Source organism: Corynebacterium ciconiae DSM 44920 (assembly GCF_030440575.1).
Classification (GTDB): domain Bacteria; phylum Actinomycetota; class Actinomycetes; order Mycobacteriales; family Mycobacteriaceae; genus Corynebacterium; species Corynebacterium ciconiae.
In genome coordinates, this window is sequence record NZ_CP047189.1 from 2,150,143 (window position 1) to 2,168,898 (window position 18,756).

The 18,756-nt window shown below is 62.9% G+C and carries 18 protein-coding genes, 5 tRNA genes and 1 riboswitch; of the genes, 6 read left to right on the plus strand and 17 right to left on the minus strand.

Annotated features, from left to right (window positions below):
* The first annotated feature begins 69 nt into the window (after nt 1–69).
* Complete coding sequence (locus CCICO_RS09410) at nt 70–642, plus strand: cob(I)yrinic acid a,c-diamide adenosyltransferase (protein WP_026161582.1); 573 nt, start codon at nt 70–72, stop codon at nt 640–642.
* A 15-nt stretch (nt 643–657) separates the two neighbouring features.
* Here CCICO_RS09410 and ramA read toward each other — a convergent pair whose 3' ends face one another.
* The 5 genes from ramA to CCICO_RS09435 form a co-directional block, all read right to left on the minus strand.
* On the minus strand, nt 658–1,497 hold the full coding sequence (ramA, locus tag CCICO_RS09415; protein ID WP_018020441.1) for an acetate metabolism transcriptional regulator RamA: 840 nt from the start codon (nt 1,495–1,497) through the stop codon (nt 658–660).
* A 523-nt stretch (nt 1,498–2,020) separates the two neighbouring features.
* Nucleotides 2,021–2,836 carry an energy-coupling factor ABC transporter ATP-binding protein gene (locus CCICO_RS09420; RefSeq protein WP_018020442.1) on the minus strand — a complete coding sequence of 272 codons (816 nt, stop codon included), beginning with the start codon at nt 2,834–2,836 and terminating at the stop codon, nt 2,021–2,023.
* A gap of 6 nt (nt 2,837–2,842) precedes the next feature.
* The gene (locus CCICO_RS09425) at nt 2,843–3,577 is read right to left on the minus strand and encodes a CbiQ family ECF transporter T component (protein WP_018020443.1); all 735 of its coding nucleotides are present in this window, start codon (nt 3,575–3,577) and stop codon (nt 2,843–2,845) included.
* Complete coding sequence (locus CCICO_RS09430; RefSeq protein ID WP_018020444.1) at nt 3,574–3,906, minus strand: energy-coupling factor ABC transporter substrate-binding protein; 333 nt, start codon at nt 3,904–3,906, stop codon at nt 3,574–3,576. The genes CCICO_RS09425 and CCICO_RS09430 overlap by 4 nt, the downstream gene beginning before the upstream one ends.
* Nucleotides 3,903–4,619 (minus strand): energy-coupling factor ABC transporter permease, encoded by a 717-nt coding sequence (locus CCICO_RS09435; RefSeq protein WP_018020445.1) that lies wholly within the window; start codon nt 4,617–4,619, stop codon nt 3,903–3,905. Before CCICO_RS09435 ends, CCICO_RS09430 begins: the two co-directional genes overlap by 4 nt.
* Before the next feature lie 89 nt (nt 4,620–4,708).
* A riboswitch (cobalamin riboswitch) is annotated at nt 4,709–4,953 on the minus strand.
* A 150-nt stretch (nt 4,954–5,103) separates the two neighbouring features.
* On the opposite strand from CCICO_RS09435, the gene cysK reads away from it, so the two are divergent.
* Together cysK and epsC are read left to right on the plus strand one after the other, a co-directional pair.
* Nucleotides 5,104–6,048, plus strand: a complete 945-nt coding sequence (cysK, locus tag CCICO_RS09440) for a cysteine synthase A (protein WP_018020446.1) — start codon at nt 5,104–5,106, stop codon at nt 6,046–6,048.
* A gap of 26 nt (nt 6,049–6,074) precedes the next feature.
* Nucleotides 6,075–6,674 (plus strand): serine O-acetyltransferase EpsC, encoded by a 600-nt coding sequence (gene epsC, locus CCICO_RS09445; RefSeq protein ID WP_018020447.1) that lies wholly within the window; start codon nt 6,075–6,077, stop codon nt 6,672–6,674.
* 60 nt (nt 6,675–6,734) lie between these two features.
* Here epsC and CCICO_RS09450 read toward each other — a convergent pair whose 3' ends face one another.
* The 5 genes from CCICO_RS09450 to CCICO_RS09470 form a co-directional block, all read right to left on the minus strand.
* Complete coding sequence (locus CCICO_RS09450; RefSeq protein ID WP_482764165.1) at nt 6,735–7,109, minus strand: GNAT family N-acetyltransferase; 375 nt, start codon at nt 7,107–7,109, stop codon at nt 6,735–6,737.
* Nucleotides 7,110–7,138: 29 nt separating this feature from the next.
* Nucleotides 7,139–7,211, minus strand: a tRNA-Phe gene (locus CCICO_RS09455).
* 28 nt (nt 7,212–7,239) lie between these two features.
* Nucleotides 7,240–7,313 (minus strand) — tRNA-Asp (locus CCICO_RS09460).
* Nucleotides 7,314–7,535: 222 nt separating this feature from the next.
* Nucleotides 7,536–7,612, minus strand: a tRNA-Asp gene (locus tag CCICO_RS09465).
* A 36-nt stretch (nt 7,613–7,648) separates the two neighbouring features.
* A tRNA-Glu gene (locus CCICO_RS09470) sits at nt 7,649–7,721 on the minus strand.
* Between the two features lie 108 nt (nt 7,722–7,829).
* On the opposite strand from CCICO_RS09470, the gene CCICO_RS09475 reads away from it, so the two are divergent.
* Entirely contained in the window at nt 7,830–9,866 is a 2,037-nt protein-coding gene (locus CCICO_RS09475; protein ID WP_018020449.1) for an MMPL family transporter, read from the plus strand.
* Nucleotides 9,867–9,912: 46 nt separating this feature from the next.
* Here the strand turns inward: CCICO_RS09475 and CCICO_RS09480 are convergent.
* Nucleotides 9,913–9,985, minus strand: a tRNA-Lys gene (locus CCICO_RS09480).
* Between the two features lie 96 nt (nt 9,986–10,081).
* The gene (scpC, locus tag CCICO_RS09485; RefSeq protein WP_018020450.1) at nt 10,082–11,602 is read right to left on the minus strand and encodes a succinyl-CoA:acetate CoA-transferase ScpC; all 1,521 of its coding nucleotides are present in this window, start codon (nt 11,600–11,602) and stop codon (nt 10,082–10,084) included.
* Nucleotides 11,603–11,919: 317 nt separating this feature from the next.
* Between scpC and dusB the strand changes: the two genes are divergently transcribed.
* Together dusB and CCICO_RS09495 are read left to right on the plus strand one after the other, a co-directional pair.
* Nucleotides 11,920–13,095 carry a tRNA dihydrouridine synthase DusB gene (gene dusB, locus CCICO_RS09490; RefSeq protein WP_018020451.1) on the plus strand — a complete coding sequence of 392 codons (1,176 nt, stop codon included), beginning with the start codon at nt 11,920–11,922 and terminating at the stop codon, nt 13,093–13,095.
* A 46-nt stretch (nt 13,096–13,141) separates the two neighbouring features.
* On the plus strand, nt 13,142–13,873 hold the full coding sequence (locus tag CCICO_RS09495; protein ID WP_018020452.1) for a phosphate signaling complex PhoU family protein: 732 nt from the start codon (nt 13,142–13,144) through the stop codon (nt 13,871–13,873).
* A gap of 7 nt (nt 13,874–13,880) precedes the next feature.
* Here the strand turns inward: CCICO_RS09495 and pstB are convergent, their stop codons facing one another.
* From pstB to mshD, 5 genes are all read right to left on the minus strand, one after another.
* Entirely contained in the window at nt 13,881–14,657 is a 777-nt protein-coding gene (pstB, locus tag CCICO_RS09500) for a phosphate ABC transporter ATP-binding protein PstB (RefSeq protein ID WP_018020453.1), read from the minus strand.
* Nucleotides 14,658–14,684: 27 nt separating this feature from the next.
* Nucleotides 14,685–15,578 (minus strand): phosphate ABC transporter permease PstA, encoded by an 894-nt coding sequence (pstA, locus tag CCICO_RS09505; RefSeq protein ID WP_018020454.1) that lies wholly within the window; start codon nt 15,576–15,578, stop codon nt 14,685–14,687.
* A gap of 1 nt (nt 15,579) precedes the next feature.
* Entirely contained in the window at nt 15,580–16,596 is a 1,017-nt protein-coding gene (pstC, locus tag CCICO_RS09510) for a phosphate ABC transporter permease subunit PstC (RefSeq protein WP_018020455.1), read from the minus strand.
* A gap of 36 nt (nt 16,597–16,632) precedes the next feature.
* Nucleotides 16,633–17,730, minus strand: coding sequence for a phosphate ABC transporter substrate-binding protein PstS (pstS, locus tag CCICO_RS09515; RefSeq protein WP_018020456.1), 1,098 nt, complete (start codon nt 17,728–17,730; stop codon nt 16,633–16,635).
* A gap of 134 nt (nt 17,731–17,864) precedes the next feature.
* Complete coding sequence (mshD, locus tag CCICO_RS09520) at nt 17,865–18,752, minus strand: mycothiol synthase (protein WP_018020457.1); 888 nt, start codon at nt 18,750–18,752, stop codon at nt 17,865–17,867.
* Nucleotides 18,753–18,756: the final 4 nt, after the last annotated feature.

The window sequence follows — 18,756 nt, forward strand, 5'->3', positions numbered from 1 at the left end:
CAGCCTAGTGCCTTGGGTGGGGTTGTGCGCTACCTGCTCGGCGAGCGGTTTTCCCTAGACTCGACGAGTATGAGCGTTCATTTGACCAAGATTTATACCCGCACCGGAGATGACGGCACCACGGGCCTGTCGGATTTCTCCCGCGTGTCCAAGAATGATTCCCGCCTGCAGGCCTATGCCGAGTGCGAGGAAACCAACTGCGCGATCGGCGAAGTGCTGGCGCTCGCCTCCCCCAGTGAGGAGGTGAGCACGGTATTGCGACGGATTCAGAATGAGCTTTTTGATTGCGGCGCGGACCTCGCCACCCCAGTGGTAGAGGATCCTAAATATCCGCCGCTGCGCGTCGAGCCGGAATATATCGAGCGACTCGAGCGCGACTGCGATCGTTTTAACGAGCAGCTTCCCACGCTCGATTCCTTCATTCTTCCCGGCGGCTCCCCAGCCTCGGCGCTGTTACACACCGCTCGGGTGAAGGCCCGCCGCGCCGAACGCGCGGCGTGGGCCGCTATCGCCGAGCATGGCGAGACCATGTCGGTGTTGCCGGCGAAGTATCTTAACCGCCTCAGCGATGCCCTCTTCATTATGGGCAGGGTGGAAAACCAGGGCGAGGATGTGCGCTGGATTCCCGGCGGTGAGCGTTAGGCAGCCGCCGTCTGCTTAGGGCAGGGCCCCAATCCGGCGGGCTGCGTTGACGGCCTCGTAACGGGTGTGGGCCCCGAGCTTGCGCATGACGGAGCGCAGGTAGCTCTTGACGGTTTCGGCGCCAATGCCCATTTCCTCAGCCGCCTCCACATTGGTGTGGCCGAGGGCCACGCAGGCGAGTACGTCTAGTTCACGGGCGGAGAGCTTGGTGGTTTGCTTGACCCGCACAGGCGAAACGAGCTGATCGCAGAGGCTCTCGATTTCCTTGCGCAGATCCTCGTCTCCCACGCGGTTGGCCAGCATCCGCAGCTTGGAGTGGGTGGAGCGCACCTGCTCCCACTCGGCGCCGTTCATCACCCGTCCCGGCTTGGCCCCGCTTCCGCTGACGTCCCCGCGACGCAGGGCGCTATTGACCGCGAGGTCTTGCTCGAGAGTACGGGCGGTCATGGTGACCTCTTCAATCACCTTGTCGCCCAAGCGCACGGGCGAGTGCACGCCCACGTAGAGCACGCCGCGCACATCGCGTTGCACGATCACGGGCACGGCCACGATGGAATGCAGCCCCTCGTCCTGGATGGGCTTGTCATGCTCGTGGGAGATGATGGAGGCTCGGGTGTAGTCGGACACGCCGACGGGGCGACGGGAGGAGACAACGCGGCCACCCACACCAGCGCCTGCCTCGATCACGAGGTTCTGCAGCGCCGGGGTTCGCAGCCCGACCCACGCACTGATCTGGAGTCGGCTATCGGGAAGCACCGTGGCATACATGGTGACCGGGATGCCCGTGGCGGTTTTTAGCGTGGTGAGTGCTGCGCGAATCGCTTCTTCGTCATCTTTGAGACGCTGCGGATCCATACTCTTCTTCCTGCGTTGTTCACCTAATGCCGTTCCGATGAGGAGCGGCACCTCCCACAGAATGTGACTCTTGGGAGGTAGTGGGTGCCCCTGTTCACACCCGCCTCGCTTAGGTTGCTCGTAGGTCAGGATTATAAACAAGAAACGGGGGTAATCATAAGTAGTTACAGGAAGTTTTCAGCACAGCCTGAGGTGAAAAGTTCACAGATTGCTGTATTAATCCCCCGTTTAGGTGCCCCCACCCCCACCGGTCCCACCTCCTCCATTAACCCCTTTTCTCGGCAAATATTTACCTTGCTCTCAGCTTGACGCCACAAATCCCACATTGCGTTCGCGCCGCTAAAAGTGCAGGTAATAGAGGTTCTGAGACTACAGACCTTAGAGCCACCCCCACTGCTACCCCACCCCCAAGCCCCCATAGGTCCATCCCACGCTGTGGGATTTATGGACACGCGGCCGATAATTGCGAAACAAGTCAGATCAAACACTCACGTTGTTTTAGGCCTGTTTAGAGTGATATAAATCACTCAGAAGTCTGCGGCGGCGCGGCTACATCTACGGCCCGCAGCACTGTTCTTCCCAGTGCTCGTGAGACCAGCGGCGCCCACGGAAGCTCCAGTCGCGCCCGCTCCATAAGAGCGGCGTCCGTCATTATCTCCCCACAGGCTCCGGTGCGCACTCCCCCGTCATGGAGCACTACCGCGGTATCGGCGAAGGCATAGGCCAGATCGACATCGTGGGTAGACAGCACAATGGCAGTACCCTCTTGGCGCAGCAGCGCCAGTGTGTGCACAAGCTGCGCGGCCCCAGCAGGATCAAGCCCAGCGGTGGGCTCGTCAAGCAGCAACACCTGCGGGCGCATCGCCAACGCCCCGGCTAGGCTCACCCGCTTGCGCTGCCCATAGGAGAGCTGCTGGGGAACACGTTCGGCGAGGTCGGTGATTTCGGCGCGCTCCATGGCCCAGTCCACCCGCGCCGCGATCTCCTTCTCACTGAGGCCCTGGTTGGTGGGCCCATAGGAAACATCGGCGCGCACGGATACCCCAAAGATCTGATCGTCCGGCTCTTGAAGCACGAGTTGAATCAACGAGCGGGCTCTGGTGCGCCCGGAACGGTTGTAGGTCGCGGGGATGGCGTCGATAAGCACCTGCCCGCTACGCGGCTGCAGCGCCCCGGCCATGAGCTTCATGAGCGTGGATTTTCCTGAGCCATTGGCGCCGAGCAGGGCCATGGCCGAACCCCGCCTGACCTGTAGGTGCACATCATGGAGCACCAAGGGGCCATGCGGGTAGGCGTAGCTGACGGCGTCGAGGGCGATGAGCGTTGGGGAAGCTGTCATGAGGGGTCACCACGCAAAGGGGATGAGGCTCGCGGCGGTTACCGCGGCTAGGCCGATAAGGATCAACGCCAGGCAGCGGGGCCGGGCGGGGGTGAAGGTGCCATAGACGGCAGCGGCGGCGCTATCGGCGCGCAGCTCGAGCCCTTCCTGTAGACGCTGGGCCCGCTGGAAGGCCGCGAGGAAGAGATTGGCCGCTTGATCAGCGGCCGAGCGCACACAGCGCCGCCAGGAGCTGTGCCCGAGCCGCCTCGCCTGGGCGCTCCACATCGCCTGCGACTGGCGATAGAGCAAGGAGGAGAAGCGGTAGATGTGCATGCTCACTACCACGAGAGACTCCGGCACGCCGATCCTTCGCGCCCACGTGAGCTGCGCTGCGATGGGGGTGGTGAGGGCATAAAGCATGGTGATGCTCATGCCCACCAGGCTGCGGCCTGCGACAACCGCAGCATGGCCAAGACCACCCTCAACGACCACAAAACCGCTGGTGGTGAGGTTGATTATGAGCGGCCACATTCCGAGCAGGATGAAGCCGAAAGGCGCCAGCACAAGCCCGAGATACAGCCGCCATCGCACCTGCGCCTGCGCCGCAGCGAACAGAACGATCACTAGCAGCAGCGGCAGTGCTGGCAGCGGCGGCAGTGCGAGGGCGAGGATTAGTGCCCCGCCGAAGCCGAGAACCTTTTCCGACACACTGTGCTGCGCCCAGGGAGAACAGGCGGCAGCAATGTCGACGGGGTTCATTGGGAGGCGGGTGCCTGTGCGCTAGTCTGCTCCCACTTGCTGCGCCCGCGGTAGAGCCCGATCACGTAGCCGAGTAGGCCGGCGCCGAGGGCGGCTTGGAGGGCGAAGAGCCCGGATTCCACCTCGCCGGGCAGTTCGCCCACGAGCGGCTCGAACCAGGGTTCGTAGCCGGGATCGGTGTCTTCCACCAGGGTTTCCGCGGTGGAGTCGGTGCCGGCGAAGGGCTCATCCGAGTCCTTATCGCCGACGTTGAAAAACATGGGGAAAGCGGCGATGACAATGGCCGCGAGGATGAGGGCGATGGTCACGCCCGTGCTGTTATTTTTCATGCCTTCTGCCCTGCCTTTGGCTTATCGACGCTACCCTGCTGCTGCTTCGCCCCAGTGCCGGAACCCAGCACCCCGAGGATGGAGAGCTCGCGGGCGGCGATGGTACGCAAGGAACGGAAGATGAGCACCGTGATGATGGATTCCACGATCGCGAGCGGCACCTGGGTGGGGGCGTAGAGCGCGAGGAAGGTCATGGCCGAGTTAAAGAAGCCATGGGCGTGGTGGGCACCAGCCAGCTGGAAGGCCGTGACCACATAGGTGGACAGGTCCGCGAAGAACGCCGCCAGGGCTATGCCGATGGTGGCGCTGCCGCCGGCCTTGCGCACGGCCAGCCACACCCCGTAGCCAATCCACGGGCCCACGATGGCCATGGAGAAGATATTGGCGCCGAGGGTGGTAATACCGCCGTGGGCGAGCAGCAGCGCCTGGAAGAGCAGCACGATACTGCCCAAGAAGGCCATCACGGGTGGTTTAAACAGCACCGCTCCCAACCCCGTGCCGGTGGCGTGGGAGGAGGAGCCGGTGACGGAGGGGATCTTCAGTGCCGAGAGCACGAAGGTGAAGGCGCCGGCGGCGCCGAGAAGAAGTCCCGTTTCGGGCTTGTCTTTGAGTTGCTTATTGACGCGGAGTGCTCCGTGGATCACGAAAGGCGCGGCAGCCACGCCCCAGCCCACGGCCTGCTCAACGGGCAGGAATCCTTCTGCGATATGCATGGTGGTAGAAACGCTCGTTTCTCTGACTCATGTTCTGGCGAGTCCTCGCACCGGAACCGGTTCGCGCCGAACTGGGCTGACGAAAAGTGTTCGGCTATCGTGTCGCGGCCGGTCTCCTGGCTTAGCTCTCGGCGTATCGATAAAACACCTTCCCGCAGCCCTGCGCTGCAGTGGTGGGTCGGGGATGTGCTCCGACGACATAAGTGATCGAGCGCCTGTGTCTCACGCTGTGGCGAGGCGAGCCCTACAGTGGCGAGGTCCGCTGCGGCGTGGCTGCACGCTGTACCGCATTCCCGTTCTCCGCGACTCACTCACCATAACGCTGTGCACTGGCTTTCGTGGACGAAGGCCCCATATAGGGGTACATCTATAGACCTCTTTGTCTATCTATGTAATACTGGCCTGTCTGGTAATTGTGGGAGCAGAGCGTTATGCTGGGAAGCTGTAACTCTCACTAACGTCTGTGTAAAGGAGTGCAAGACATATGTCACGCATCTACAACAATGTCACCGAGCTCGTTGGCGGTACCCCGCTGGTTCGCCTCAACCGCCTCACCGAAGGCCTCGAGGCCGAGGTGCTGGTCAAGCTCGAGTTCTATAACCCCGCCAACAGCGTCAAGGACCGCATTGGCACCGCTATTATCGACGCCGCCGAGCAGTCCGGGGAACTAAAGGAGGGCGGCACCATCGTGGAAGCCACCTCCGGCAACACCGGCATCGCCCTCGCCCTGGTGGGTGCAGCCCGCGGCTACAATGTGGTGCTCACCATGCCCGAGACGATGTCCATGGAGCGCCGCATCATGCTGCGCGCCTATGGCGCGGAGATCGTGCTCACCCCCGGGCCGGCAGGCATGCAGGGTGCCGTCGATAAGGCACACGAGATTGTGGAGACGCGCGAGGGAGCTATCCTGGCGCGCCAGTTCTCCAACCCGGCCAACCCCAAGATTCACCGCGAGACCACTGCCGAGGAGATTTGGTCTGACACCGACGGCGATATCGACATCTTCCTCGCCGGCTTCGGTACCGGTGGCACCATCACCGGTGTAGGCACCGTGCTCAAGGAGCGCAAGCCCGAGGTGGAGATCATCGCCATGGAGCCCGCCGATTCTCCGCTGCTCACTGAGGGCAAGGCCAGCTCTCACAAGATCCAGGGCCTGGGTGCCAACTTCATCCCCGAGGTGCTGGACCGCAAGGTGATCGATGAGGTCGTCACCGTAAGCAACGAAGACGCCATCGCCACCGCCCGCACGCTCGCCGAGAAGGAAGGCATCTTGGGCGGCATTTCCTCCGGCGCCAATGTATTCGCCGCACTGCGCGAGGCCAAGAAGCCGGAGAACAAGGGCAAGACCATCGTTACCGTCGTATGCGACTACGGCGAGCGCTACGCCTCCACTGTCCTCTTCGAGGATGTGCGCGCTGAATTTAATTAATCGGCTCTGATGTAGGATCGATCCCCATGATCGGTTTCATCTCCACTGCCATCTCCCGCATGCGCGAAGATCTCCAGAACGCCCGCGAGCACGACCCCGCCGCCCGCGGGGACGTGGAGAACGCCCTTGTCTACTCGGGCTTGCACGCCATCTGGATGCACCGCGTTGCCCACGCACTGTGGGTGCGGCAGTGTCGCGGCCCCGCCCGGGTACTGGCGCAATTCGCTAGGTTCCTCACCGGCGTGGAGATTCACCCCGGGGCCACCATCGGCCGCCGCTTCTTCATCGATCACGGCATGGGCATCGTCATCGGCGAGACCGCAGAGATCGGCGATGGAGTCATGCTCTACCACGGCGTGACTCTCGGCGGTCAGGTACTCACCCAAACGAAGCGCCACCCCACCCTCGAAGATGACGTGGTGGTGGGCGCCGGGGCGAAGGTCCTAGGCCCGATCACCATTGGCGCGGGGTCGGCGATCGGCGCGAACGCCGTGGTCACCAAGGATGTCCCGCCCAAGCACATCGCCGTGGGCGTGCCCGCCAAGATGCGTCCGCGGGGCTCGGCTGAGTGCGTGAAGCTGGTCGATCCTGACTGCTACGTTCCAGGCAACGACTACGCCATCTAAGCCCCGCCCACATACACCAATCCCAGTGGACTCTCTGAGACCACTGGGATTGCTGCGTATCTAGCCGGCCACGTGCTCCTGATACTCCGGGTTCTTCGCAATGAAGTGCTCCACGGCGGAGCAGCTCGGCATGATCTTCATCCCTGCCCGGATCGAATCATCCAGCGCGTAGCGGATCAGCGGCGAGGACAGCCCCTGGCCGCGGTACTCATCAAGCACCACGGTGTGGTTGAAGTCGCGCACCGTCTCGTCCACGGCCCGAAACTCGGCATAGCCGGCCATCTGGCCGTCCACCTCGATCACGTAGGTGTTCGAGCCCTCATCGAGGCGCACATGCTGGGAAGCGCTCATCGTATGTATCCGTCCTTTTCTCCTCGTAGTCACACTGTGCTCTGCAGCCGAGGATAGCGCATAAGCGAAAAGCAGCCTTCTCACACGAGGCGAAAAGACTGCTTTTCTTCTTGTGGCCAGAAGCAGGATCGAACTGCTGACCTTCCACTTTTCAGGCGGACGCTCTACCGACTGAGCTATCTGGCCACGATCCTTGCTGTAGAGCAACGATCTGCGACCCTGACGGGACTCGAACCCGCGACCTCCGCCGTGACAGGGCGGCGCGCTAACCAACTGCGCCACAGGGCCATATTCTTTTATGTACCAGCCTCCGATGTATTAATCGGTGCGCTGTGCACGAGTGGATACTCTACATAACGCGCTCCTATACCCGCAAATCCGCAGTTCATAGCGCATTTTTAGGACTATTACGCAATTCTTTCTCTCGCGGCAGGGCTGTGCCCGATGTATAAAGGCGCAGATGCACAAAGCGGCTACCCACTAGAAAACTAGTAGATAGCCGCTTGAAATTGGCGACCCTGACGGGACTCGAACCCGCGACCTCCGCCGTGACAGGGCGGCGCGCTAACCAACTGCGCCACAGGGCCATATTCTTATATGCACTTTCCACGACAGGTGGAAAGTACCCCCAACGGGATTCGAACCCGTGCCGCCGCCGTGAAAGGGCGGTGTCCTAGGCCGCTAGACGATGGGGGCGTAGCCCGCTTTTGGACTGAGATGAATCATACATGATCCTGCAGGGTGCACAAAACCTCAGCTCTAGGGTGGTTTCTTGAGGGCTTTATCAGACTATACTCAGCAGACATGACCACATCTGCTCCCTCACGTTGGTACCGCCTAGGCCTCCCGCTTCTTCTCATCGCCGTGTGGGTGGTGGTCATGGGGCTAGGCGGCCCCCAGTTTGGCGCGATCAGCGAGGTCTCCTCCAATGACCAGGCCTCCTTTTTGCCCGAAAGCGCCGAGTCCACCACTGTGAGCGAAGCTCTGCCCGAGTTCCGGGGTAGCGACTCCATCCCCGCGGTGGTGGTGATCACCGGCGATGCCATATCCCCGACCGAACTGAGCGATCTCACCGAGCAGCTGGGATCCAGCTTCCCCAACCTCGAGTTCAGTCCGCTCATCCCCTCGGAAGACGGCGAGGCCCTCCAGCTCGTGGCGGCCATCCCGAGCGATGCCGATGTGGCAGACACCGTCAGCCGGCTCGACACGGCGCTCTCCGAGCGCCTTCCGGACGGCGATGAATTCTGGGTTACTGGGCCGGCAGGTTTGAGCGCCGATCTTTCCGCCGCCTTCGCCGGAATCGACTCCCAGCTGCTGCTGGTCACCGTGGCCGCGGTACTGCTCGTGCTCATTGTGGTCTACCGCTCCCCGATCTTGCCGCTCATGGTGCTGCTCTCCGCCCTGACGGCGCTGTGCCTAGCGGTGGCCATCAACGTGGCCTTGGCTCGAGCTGGGGTGGTCACCATCAATGGCCAGGTGCAGGGTATTCTCTTCATCCTCGTCATCGGCGCGGCCACCGATTATGGGCTGCTTTATACGGCCCGCTACCGCGAGGAGCTCAGCACCCACGAGCAGCCATGGCAGGCCACGCGCGCAGCCCTCAGCGGCACGTGGGAGCCCATTGCCGCCTCGGCCGGCACTGTGATCGCGGGCTTGCTTTGCCTTGTGCTCTCAGATCTGGTGTCCACTGCCGCCCTAGGCCCGGTGGCTTCACTCGGCATCCTCGCCGCGGTGGCGACCTCGCTGACCTTTCTTCCAGCCATGCTGCTGCTCGCTGGGCGAGCGGCGTTTTGGCCGCGTCGCCCGCGCACGAGCGATGGGCAGACCAGTTCGGCAACGTGGACTCGGGTGGCCGATGCCACCGCCCGCCGGCCCCGTGCCCTGGCCCTCGGTATTTCTGCCGCGCTTGCGTGCGGCTGGTTGGGGCTCATCGGCTTTCAAGCGGATGGGGTGCCCCAATCCGACTTTGTCCTCGGCCAGAGCGATGCCCGTGATGGCCTAGAGGTGCTGGATCGTCACTTTCCCGGCGGCTCCGGCTCGCCCGTGTATGTCTTAAGCGATGAGGCCGATCTGGACTCCACCCTCAGCATCATCGACGCAACCGCCGGGGTGGAACAGCCCAGCGCGCTGCCGGCCCGCGCCGCCGAACCCACCGTGATCGATGGCCAGGTGATGATCCAAGCCACCCTCGATGACCCCGCCGACTCCGACGCAGCGAAGGACACGGTGCGCCGGCTGCGCGAGGCCCTGCCCTCGGCGGCGGTGGGAGGCACCACGGCCGTGGATATGGACACCACCGCCACCTCCCTGAGAGACCGAAACATCATCATCCCCCTCGTGCTGGCGGTGATCACCGTAATGCTTGCGGGTTTGCTGCGCTCGGTGCTGGCGCCGGTGGTGCTTCTCGCCACCACCATCCTCTCCTTCGGCACCGCCCTGGGCCTGTCTGCGCTGATCTTCCACCTCATCGGCTTCAGCGGCGCCGACCCCACCGTGCCCCTCTACGGTTTCGTATTCCTAGTTGCACTCGGTATCGACTACAACATCTTCCTCATGACACGCGTACGCGAAGAGGCCCTCCTCCACGGCACTTATCGCGGGGTGCGGCGCGGGCTCATCACCACCGGCGGTGTGATCACCAGCGCCGGGGTGGTCCTGGCCGCGACCTTCGCCGCCCTAGCGGTGATCCCCATCCAATTCTTGGTGCAGCTGGCAGTGATCGTGGCCCTCGGCGTGCTTATCGACGCCCTCATCGTCCGATCCTTCCTCGTACCCGCGCTGAGCCTGTGGCTCGGCAACCGGATCTGGTGGCCTGCCCACTCCAAGTATCCCCACACATAACAATGCACTCCCCACGCCACTGAGGCGTAGGGAGTGCAGTAAGCGGTGGGCCCTGTGGGGCTCGAACCCACGACCTGCGGATTAAAAGTCCGTAGCTCTACCAACTGAGCTAAAGGCCCGTACGTGATGAGTAGTGTATCAATGCCGCGCGGTGTTTGGAAAAAACCACCCCGCCCACGGGTGGGGCGGGGTGGTTGCTGCGGCTTAAGCGGCCACTAGTCCTGCGGCATCATGGAGCCGTGAGTCATGAAACGCTGGTGGAAGGACAGCGCAGTCTCCAGATCGTGCGGGGTCTGGAGGGTCTTGTTCTTCTTCGCCGCCTCGAGCGCGCGGGAGTAGTACTCCTCCAGCACCGGACGGTAGTCCGGGTGGGCGATGGCGATGATCTTCTCCACGCGCTGGCGCGGTGCCAGGCCACGGAGGTCGGCGTAGCCGTACTCGGTGATGATGACCTTGACGTCCTGCTCGGTGTGGTCCACGTGAGAGACGAAGGGCACGATGGCGGAGATATCGCCGTTCTTGGCCTGGGAGGGGGTGATGAAGGAGCTGATGAAGCCGTTGCGGGTGAAGTCTGCGGATCCGCCCACACCGTTCATCATCCGGGAGCCGGTGACATTGGTGGAGTTGACGTTGCCGTAGATGTCGGCCTCGATCAGACCATTGGTGGCGATCAAGCCGAGGCGGCGCACGACCTCGGGGTGGTTGGAGATCTGCTGCGGGCGCAGCACGATGGACTTGGCGTAGCGATCAGCCTCGGCATTCATCTTCTCGGCGTACTCGGGAGAGAGCGAGAAGGAGGTAGCGGAGGCCATGGTCATCTTGCCGGCATCGATGAGGTCCACCATGCCGTCCTGGATCACCTCGGTGTAGGCCTTGATGTTCTCGAACTTAGAGTCCAGCAGGCCGGACATCACGGCGTTCGGCACGTTACCCACACCGGACTGCATGATGTACTTGTCGTATGCCAGACGACCCGCGGCCACCTCGGCCTCGAGGAAGTCGAGGAAGTTGCCGGCGATCTGCTTGGAGGTCTCGTCCAGCGGCTTGAAGGGGGCGTTGCGGTCCTCGTTATTGGTCTTAACCACAGCCACCACCTTGTCCACATCGATGTCGATGTAGGTGGTACCGATACGATCGCCCGGCTTGGTGATCGGAATGGGCTGGCGGTTCGGCAGCGGCTCGATGCGGTAGATATCCGCCATGCCTTCGAGGTTCTCGGACTGCCACTCGTTGACCTCGATGATGATCTTGTCGGCGGCGTCCAGGTACTCCACGTTGTTACCCACGGAGGAGGAAGGAACCAGGTGGCCTTCCTCGGTGATGCGGGTAACCTCCACGATGGCCACGTCCATGTTGCCGAAGAAGCCCTGGGACACGTACATGCCCAGCTCGGACAGGTGGTAGTCGGCGTAGTAGGTGGTGCCGTCGTTGATCTTGCCGCGCAGGATCGGATCCGACTGGTACGGGGTACGGAAGCGGAGGGCATCCGCCTCGGCGAGAACACCATCGCACTCGGGAGCGGTGGAGGCGCCGGTGAAGAGGTCAATCATATACTCCTCACCCTTAGCGTGAGCCTCCTTGGCGCGCTCTGCGATAGCGGTGGGGAGCACCTTCGGGTAGCCGGCGCCGGTGAAGCCCGACACACCTACCTTGTCGCCGTGGTTGACAAACTGGGCAGCCTCATCCGCGGTCATAACCTTTCCGCGAAGCTTGGCGTTGGCAATACGATCCGACATGAACTCTTAGTTCTCCTTATTTCTGTGTGCAATCCGGTGCGGGCGTGACAGCCCTGCAAGGCGTGATTGCGCCTACCTTTCCTAGCGCAGCGGCAAGCGTGTGCTAGCAGACATCAGTCGTGCGACCGCGCACGCGTCCGCACACCCGCTGTGAACTAGGTTACGCGTCCCACAATAGACGAACTTTTGGTTCGTGTCTCAGGTTCTTCTTCACTACCCCCACCTTGCGGGAGAGCTGCGAATGGGAGGTGGCGCAGATAAGCATGCACACCGTAGAAAAATTGCGCTGAGCGCTGCGGATAGGCGACACTGGGCGGGTGACTACATCGCTCAATCATCAGCCGCTGCAGATCGGTCCGCTCACCCTCGAATCGCCCGTCGTGCTCGCCCCTATGGCGGGGGTAACCAACGTGGCGTTTCGCACACTCTGCCGTGAGCAGGAGTTGGAAAAGATGGGGAGCGTATCGGGGCTGTACGTGTGTGAAATGATCACCGCCCGTGCCCTCGTGGAGCGCAATGAGAAGACGATGCACATGATCGCCTTCGACGAATCCGAGAATCCTCGCAGTATGCAGCTCTACACCGTAGATCCGCACTACACCTACGAGGCGGCGCGCATGATCGTGGACAATGATCTCGCCGACCACATCGACATGAACTTCGGATGCCCCGTGCCCAAGGTCACCCGGCGCGGCGGCGGCTCGGCCCTGCCCTATAAGCGCCAGCTCTTCGCCAACATTGTGGCTGCCGCGGTGCGCGCTACCGAGGGCACGGACATTCCTGTGACGGTGAAGTTCCGCGTCGGTATCGATGACGAGCACAAGACCCACCTGGATGCGGGGCGTATCGCGGCGGACAATGGTGCCGCCGCGGTGGCCTGCCACGGCCGTACCGCCGCCCAGCGTTATTCCGGCACGGCGCGGCTCGAGGAGATCGCTGCCCTCAAGCGGCACATGGTTGAGTCCGGTTTCGGCGATATCCCGGTGCTGGGCAATGGCGATATCTTTGCTGCTCGGGATGCGGTGACCATGATGGAGCGCACCGGCTGCGATGGCGTGGTCATCGGCCGGGGCTGTTTGGGCCGTCCTTGGTTGTTTGCGGAGCTGGCCGCGGTGCTGCGCGGCGAGCCCATGCCTCCCCAGCCCACTTTGGGTGAGGTCACCCGAATCATTCGGCGCCATGCCGAACTCATGGTGCGCCACGATGGCGAGGAGAAGGGCTGTCGCGATCTGCGTAAGCACATGGGCTGGTACCTGCGCGGTTTTCCCGTGGGCGGCGATGTGCGCGGCCAGTTGTCGCGGGTGACCTCGCTGTCTCATCTGGATGAGCTGCTGGCCCCCTTCGCCGAGAGCACCGCCCTGGCCGATGATGCCGAGGGCCCGCGCGGTCGCCAAGGTTCGCCGGCGAAGGTGCTGCTGCCGGAGGGCTGGCTGGATGACCCCGAGGATGCCCGCGTTCCCGAGGGCGCGGAGATTATGCACTCCGGCGGATAGGCGCGCTACCCAGCGCAGCTGGGGTGAAGCCACTATAGTGCAGCGTATGCGCACTGCCTTTCGCGAGCACCTTGACGGTTTTTCCCACGACCTGCTGGTCTTGAGTGATCACGTCCGCGAGACGATGCGGCTAGCCAGCAAGGGTTTGATTGATAATGAGCTCACCCCGGCCGAGGAGGCGCTGTCGGCTGCCACCGCCATGGAGGCCACCCGGCAGCGCTGCGAGGAGCGGGCCATTGCCCTGCTGCTTTTAGAGGGGCCGATGGCTAGGGACCTGCGACAGATCATTTCCTCTATTTATATTGTGGAGCACTTTGATCGCATGGGGGCTCTGGGCATGCACATCGCCCGCGTGGCGCGCCGCCGCCACCCGCATAATGCCGTGCCGGCCACCTTGGTGGGCTATTTCGAGGAGATGTCGCGGATCGCGCTGCAGATGTCGGACAAGATTCATGAGCTGCTGCTCAACCCGGATGCGGATGTGGCCTTGGCGCTGAGCGACGAGGACGATGCCATGGATGATCTCCACGCCCACATCATGCACGTGCTCACCCAGCGCGAATGGCAGCACTCCACCCTCGAGGCCGTGGATGTGACTCTGCTGTCTCGTTACTATGAGCGCTTCGCCGACCACACCGTGGACGTGGCGGCCAGGATTGTGTATCTCACCTCCGGCATGCAGCCGGACGAATACCGGCTGAAGTTGGAGAATGAGCGCAGCGAGGCGGATTTTGCGCGCCGCATCGCGGATCTGGAGCGGCGCTTCTCCCGCGATTAGCCCAGGTCTAGCCGAAGCGCCCGGAGATGTAGTCTTCGGTTTCTTTCTCGTCGGGATTTTCGAAGATCTTCTTAGTCGGCCCGACTTCCACCAGCCGCCCCGGCTTGCCGGTGGCTTCGAGGGAGAAGAATGCCGTTTGGTCGGAGACGCGGGCGGCCTGCTGCATGTTGTGGGTCACGATCACGATGGTGTAGTCCTCTTTGAGCTCGTGGATCAGGTCCTCCACGGCGAGGGTGGAAATGGGGTCGAGGGCCGAGCAGGGCTCGTCCATGAGCAGCACTTCCGGTTCGACGGCGATGGCGCGGGCAATGCATAGCCGCTGCTGCTGGCCGCCGGAGAGCCCGCCGCCTGGTTTATCGAGGCGGTCTTTGACTTCTTCCCACAAATTGGCGCCGCGGAGCGATTTCTCGCACACCTCAGCGAGCTTCTTCTTGTTCTTCACCCCCGCCAAGCGCAGCCCGGCCACGACGTTGTCGGCGATGGACATGGTGGGAAAGGGATTGGCTTTTTGAAACACCATGCCAATGGTGTTGCGTACCGCCACCGGGTCCACCTTCGGGCCGTAGATATCCTCCCCGTCAAGGCTGATGCGCCCCTCTACCCGCGCCCCGGGGATCACTTCGTGCATCCGGTTTAGGGTGCGCAGCACGGTGGATTTACCGCAGCCGGAAGGGCCGATGAAGGCGGTGACAGATTGCGGCGGCACATGCAGGTTCACGTCCTGCACGGCGTGGAAGTCGCCGTAGTAGATATTGACGTCGGTGAGATCAAGACGCTTGGCCATTGTGGTGAGGTTCTCCTGGTGCGGGGGCTAGTGTTTCACAGAGAATTTCGCGGACACGATCCGGGCCGCGATGTTGAGCAGGGCGATGAGGAGCACCAGCGTGAGCGCCGCGCCCCACATCTTGGCCAGCACCGCATCGGAGGAGCCGGCTTTGTACATGTCGAGCATCATCAGCGGCAGCGAGGATTGCGGGCCGCTCGCCGGATCCCAGTTGATGCCCTGGAAGGAGCCGACCAAGATGAGCACGGGGGCTGACTCCCCCATCACGCGCGCAATGGCCAGCATGATGCCGGTGACGATTCCGGACAGGGCGGTGGGCAGCACGATCTTGGCGATGGTCTTCCACTTGGGCACGCCGAGGGCATAGGAGGCCTCACGGAGATCATCCGGCACCACCCGCAGCATCTCCTCGGTGTTGCGCACCACCACCGGAATCATGAGTAGCACCAGCGACAGCGCCACCGCCATGCCGGAGCGCTCGAAGCCGAAGAGCACCACCCACACCGAGTAGATAAATAGCGCGGCCACGATCGAGGGCACCCCGGTGAGGATATCCACCATGAAGGTGGTGACCTTGGCCAAGCGGCCGCCGTTGTTGTATTCCACCAGGTAGATGGCGGTGAAGATGCCGATGGGAATGGATAGCGCCGAGGCGATTCCCACCTGCACCAGGGTGCCCACGATGGCGTGCAGCGCGCCGCCACCCTCGACGTTGTAGAGAATGCCCATTTGCGAGGTGGTCCACCATTCCGGCCGCGCCACCGCACCGATCCCGCGGGAAAACACCTCCCACAGCACCCACACCAGCGGCACCATCGCCACCAGCATCGCGCCGTAGATCACCACCGTGGCCACGCTGTTTTTCGCGCGCCGGCTGGAGGAGATGTGCTGAAAGGAGCTGGATGTGTGTATGTGGGTCATGCTACTTCTTTCGCTTGACGACGCCACGAGCTGCCGCATTCACCACGAAGGTGAGGAAGAACAGCACGAGGCCGGCGGCGATATAGGCGCCCGCCTTGAGGTCATTGTTGAACTCGGGGGCCGCATTGGCGATCGCGGTGGCGAAGGTGGTGCCGCCATCGAAGAGCGAGGCCCGAAATGCCGAGGAGGGCGAGATCACGAGGTAGAGCGCCATGGTTTCGCCGAGAGCGCGGCCCAATCCGAGCATCGCCCCCGAAACATAGCCGGACATACCGAAGGGCAGCACCGTCATCCGCACCACTTCCCACCTCGTGGCGCCGAGCGCTAGGGCGGCCTCGATCTGGCCTTTGGGGGTCTGCACGAAGACTTCCCGGGCCGTGGCGGCGATGATGGGCAGGATCATGATCGCGAGGACGATGCCACCGGTGAGGATCGTGCGGGAGGTGGCGAAGGACGGCGAGTTGTCATAGTGGGCAAAAAGAAACAGCCCACCGGCCCAGCTGTTGATCCACTCGAAGAAGCCGCCGAGCAGTGGGCCCAGCACCTTCACTCCCCACAGCCCGTAGACGATGGAGGGCACGGCGGCCAGCAGATCCACCACGAAGCCCAGTGGCTTCACCCAGCGCGCGGGCGCGTAGTTGGAGAGAAAGATCGCGATGCCCAGCGCTACCGGCATCGCCAGCAGCAGCGCCACCAATGAGACGGTGACAGTCACCGCAAAGAGATTAGGAATGCCGAAGTACATCGCAGAGGTATCGGCGGTGTTCCAATCTCCCGAGTAGGTGAAGAATCCGCGGATCCCCTCCGCGTTATTGAACAGCGCCGGCAGTGCCCGCCACAGCAAAAACGCGCCGATGGCGGCAATGAGCACGGTGATCAGCGCCGCCGAGGCTGTCGACAGCGAGCGGAAGATGCGGTCACCGGGCCGGAAAGAGCCGCGGCTGCTGGGGGCGGGGGCTGCGGGTGGCGTGGCACGCACGTCACGCTGCGGCGTGCTCACCATGGTGGTGCTGGACATGGGTGATACGTCCTTAGGAAAGCTAGTACCGGGTGCTTAGTGGAGGGCGTCGACGGCGTCTTCCAGCTTCTGTTTGAACTCACCGGAGACGGGGATATAGCCCTGCTCCTCGAGTTCCTCGCCTTGGTTAGCGAGGGCCACCTTGAGGAAGTCCTTCACTAGTCCGGCGGTGTTCTCGTCATAGCCGGCGGAGCAGACGATCTCGTAGGTGGTGAGCACCATTGGGTAGGCGCCCTCAATGTCCATGGAGAAAAGCTTTTCTGCGTCTACCACCATGTCGTGGCCCTCGCCGGCATAGTCCAGGTTGTCCAGGGCCTTGCCCACGGTCTCGTTGTTCAGCTCAACGGGGCCGTGGCCGAAGTCGATGTTCGCGATACCCAGGCCGGCCTCGGTGGCAAAACCGGACTCCACATAGGTGATCGCACCCGGGGTGGCGGAGACCTGCCCCACTACGCCAGTGGAGCCATTGGCCCCCGCGCCGGTGGAGGAGGGGAAGGACTTGCCGGTGGTGTCCCACTGATCCGGGACGGCGGCCTTGAGGAACTTTTGGAAGTTATCGGAGGTACCGGATTCCTCGGAGCGGTAGACCACCTCGATCTTCGAATCGGGCAGCTCCACGCCCTCGTTCTCGGCGGCGATGGCCTCATCATTCCACTGGGTGATCTCGCCCTTGAAGATCTTGGCCACGGTCTCCACAGAGAGGTTCAGCCCATCTACGCCCTCGAGGTTGTAGGCCACGGCCACAGGCCCGATCACCATCGGCAGATGCCAGGCGTCATTGCCCTCGCAGCGCTCAGCGGCGGCGGCAACTTGGTCCTCGTCCAGCGGGGAGTCGGAGCCACCGAAGGCCACCTGGCCGGCAATGAATTGCTTCTGGCCGGAGCCGGAGCCGGTGGCGGTGTAGGAGAGGTTATTGCCTGTGGACTCGTTGTATTTAATACCAAAGAGGTCCATGGCCTTCTGCTGGGAGGAAGCGCCCTCCGCTACCAGCTGACCAGAGGAATCAGAGAGGTTCTCCACAGGCTCGGTCCCTCCCGCAGCGTTGTCTCCGGTTTCGGAGCAGGCGGCGAGCACCACAGAGCTGGTGGCGACAAGGCCGAGGAGGGTGGCTGAGCGCTTGAAGTTGTACGTCACAGTGGGTGTCCTTCCGGTGGGTCATGTGTGGGCCGTCCGTGCCCAAGGAATCAACCTAAGGGCGCTACATGACCGCCACGCCGCAGCGCGGTTAACGGAAGGTGAAAAGACAGCAAAACTTGCCCGAACTGCCTTTAGGAGTACACCACGTGCCTTTCGATGGTGCGGAATCCTGCCTGCTCATAGGCCTTGACGGCCGGGGCATTATCGGCTTCTACGTAGAGAATCACGCTGCTGTGGTCTGCAGCCACCAAATGGGCCACGCCGGCGGCGATCAGCGGCGCGCCCAGGCCCTTGCCGCGCCAATGATCGGCCACGCCCACGACATAGATCTCGCCCTGCTCGGCGTTATGCGACTTGGTCCAGTGGAACCCCGCCACCTCGCCGGTGTCGCGGTGCATATACAACAGCACTCCTGCGGGATCGAACCATTCGGTATCCATGCCCGCCTGCAGCCGCGCGAGATCCCATCCCCCTTGCTCGGGATGCCAAGAAAAAGCGGAGTTATTGGCCTCTAGCCAACCGCGCTGCACTGTCTGCTCGCCCCAGCGTTGACAGGCAGTGCTGTAATCCACCAGCTCCAGTTCCTCCACCGGCGGGGTGGTAGAGCTACGGCGCACATAGGCGGTGAGCTCCTCGCCGTCGATGCCCATCACCAGCAACTCACGGCTCACGCTCGCGTGACGACGCCGCGCCAATGCCTGAGCAGCCGGCAGATCGCCGTGGGCCCACACGGCGGGCACGTCTGCATGATCGAGCAGGTGGGTGGCAACGTGGCGGCGTCGACAAGCGGGGTGCACTGCGAGCTCTGCCGAGTCCTCGGCTACCGCCAGCACGCCCGCCGCCGACTCCCCATCAAGGGCCAGCCAGTGGGTGTGGTGAAGGGTGGCGTCGTGTATGCCCCGCACGAAGTGCTCGGACAGCGCCTCCACGCCGTCCTCGTCGTGCACGGCTGCGAGCAGGCTCTCGGTGCTCGAACGCAACGCGTCGTGGGTGGGCAGGTGCAACTTCTCATAACGCATATCC